The sequence below is a fragment of the Thalassotalea sp. SU-HH00458 genome (genome assembly GCF_040362795.1).
Taxonomy (GTDB): domain Bacteria; phylum Pseudomonadota; class Gammaproteobacteria; order Enterobacterales; family Alteromonadaceae; genus Thalassotalea_H; species Thalassotalea_H castellviae.
Map to the genome: position 1 here is coordinate 1 of NZ_BAABWW010000030.1, position 441 is coordinate 441.

The 441-nt window shown below is 51.9% G+C and carries 1 rRNA gene; it reads left to right on the forward strand.

The features are described 5' to 3' along the window. Positions 1-405 (forward strand): 16S ribosomal RNA (locus tag ABXH06_RS17855); the annotation flags it as partial. Positions 406-441: the final 36 nt, after the last annotated feature.

Sequence of the window (441 nt, forward strand, 5' to 3'; positions counted from 1 at the left end):
TGGCGGGAACTTTAAGGAGACTGCCGGTGATAAACCGGAGGAAGGTGGGGACGACGTCAAGTCATCATGGCCCTTACGGGATGGGCTACACACGTGCTACAATGGCATATACAGAGTGCAGCGAGACCGCGAGGTGGAGCGAATCACACAAAGTATGTCGTAGTCCGGATCGGAGTCTGCAACTCGACTCCGTGAAGTCGGAATCGCTAGTAATCGTAGATCAGAATGCTACGGTGAATACGTTCCCGGGCCTTGTACACACCGCCCGTCACACCATGGGAGTGGGTTGCAAAAGAAGTAGCTAGTCTAACCTTCGGGAGGACGGTTACCACTTTGTGATTCATGACTGGGGTGAAGTCGTAACAAGGTAACCCTAGGGGAACCTGGGGTTGGATCACCTCCTTATCTTGAAGTAAAACAATGAGCGAAGACGTAAGTCTT